We start from the raw sequence: 1,992 nt of genomic DNA, 5'->3' as shown, positions 1-1,992 counted from the left end.
AGGGCATCGGTCCAGTAGGCGATCTGCGTGGCGAACAAACTGTCCGGGTCCTCCTGGTCACCGAGCAACTCGTTCTGCCACAACGTGTAATCGGCGTACTGCACCGCCAACGCAGGCCAGTCCGGCACCCGCCCCTCACTCCGCGCGGTGTAGGCACGGGTGAGATCGGCGGCCAGCGGACCCAGCGACCACCCGTCACCCGCGATGTGATGCAGGACCAGGACGAGGACGTGCCGGTCGGGTGCGAGGCGGAACAGGTCGGCGCGCAGCGGTATTTCGGTCGCGAGGTCGAAGGCGTACCGGGCCGCTGACGCCAGGGCCTCCGACAGCTCTGTCCCGGTGATGTCGGTGGTGGGCAGCTCGGCGGTCACACTGTCGAGGACGTGCTGGTACGGGGTTCCGTCGGCCTCGGGGAACACCGTCCGCAGACTCTCGTGCCGGGCCACCACGTCACCGAGGGCCGCACGCAGCGCGTCGCGATCCAGCTCACCGGTCAGCCGCAGGACCAGCGGGATGTTGTAGGTCGCGCTCGGCCCCTCCATCTTGTGCAGGAACCACAGCCGACGCTGCGCGAACGACAGCGGCACCGCGTCGGGCAGCTGCTGCCGGGTCAGGGCGAGCCGTGCCGGTCCCGCGGTGTCGAGCCGGGCCGCCACCGCGCCGGCGGTCCGCGCCTCGAAGAGCGTGCGCAGGCCGACCTCGACACTGAAGGCGGCCCGGATGCGGGCGATGAGGCGGGTGGCCAGCAGCGAGTGGCCGCCGAGCTCGAAGAAGTCGTCGTCGACGCCGACCCGCGGCAGCCCGAGGACCTGGGCGAACAGGTCGCACACGATCTGCTCCTGCGGCGTGCGCGCCTCCCGTCCAGCTCCTGCCGGACCGAACTCCGGTGCCGGCAGCGCGGCCCGGTCCAGCTTGCCGTTGGCCGTCAGGGGCAGGTGTTCCAGGAGCACGACGGCCGAGGGCACCATGTGCTCGGGCAGCCGGTCCCGCGCGAACTCCCTCACGTCCTGGGGACGCAGCGTCTCCCGAGCCACCGCATAGGCCACCAGCCGTGTCCTGCCGGGCCGGTCCTCGCGGGCGACCACGGCGGCCTGGGTGATGTCGGGATGCTCGGTGAGGACGCTTTCGATCTCGCCGGGTTCGATGCGGAAGCCGCGGATCTTGACCTGGTGGTCGGCGCGGCCGACGAACTCCAGCTCACCGTCCTGGTTCCAGCGCACCAGGTCACCGGTGCGGTACATCCGGCCACCCGGTTCCGGAGCGTACGGGTCCGCGACGAACCGCTCGGCCGTCGGACCGGGCCTGCCCACATAGCCCCGGGCGACACCGGCCCCCGCGACGTACAGCTCACCCACCACACCGGGAGCCACCAACTGCAGCCCCGAGCCCAGCACATAGGCCCGGGTGTGGGAAATCGGCCGGCCGATCGGCGCGGGGAGCGGCCAGGTGCCGGGGTCGTCGCTCAGGGTATGGGCCGTGACCACATGGGTTTCGGTCGGCCCGTAGTGGTTGTGCAGCACGCGGCCCGGTGCCGACGCGTGGAAATCACGGACGGCACGGCTCAGCGTCAGCGCCTCGCCCGCCTGCGCCACCGTCTGCAGCCGCGGCAGCGCACGTCCCTGCTCGAGGGCGGCCTCGGCGACGGCCTCCAGCACGAGGTTGGGTGCGAACAGTTCCTCCACTCCGTGCTCGTCCAGCCACTCGACGAACCGGGCCGCGTCCCGCCGGACGTCCTCGTCCGGGATCACCAGGGTCTTGCCGAACACCAGGGCCGAGAGCATCTCCTGTGCGGACACGTCGAAGCTGATCGCAGTGAACTGCGCCGTCCTCGTGCCGGGTCCGCCGCCGACCGCACCGTGGTGCCACTCCAAGAGGTTCACCAGTGCGCCCGCGGGCATGACGACGCCTTTGGGTCGGCCGGTGGAGCCGGAGGTGTAGATGACGTAGGCGGGGTGGTCGGGTGCGAGTGCGGTGGCGGGGTTGTGGGCGGGC

At 71.4% G+C, this 1,992-nt stretch carries 1 protein-coding gene; it reads right to left on the bottom strand.

What is annotated here, in order from left to right:
• Window positions 1–1,992, bottom strand: a 1,992-nt coding sequence (locus ACFYOV_RS33715) for an amino acid adenylation domain-containing protein (protein ID WP_389094431.1), incomplete at both ends; no start/stop codon positions are given.

Origin of the sequence: Streptomyces sp. NPDC005931, assembly GCF_042871235.1 — a bacterium.
Lineage (GTDB): Bacteria > Actinomycetota > Actinomycetes > Streptomycetales > Streptomycetaceae > Streptomyces.
Note: the sequence above shows the minus strand (reverse complement) of the source record. Positions and strands in the feature narration are given on the sequence as shown.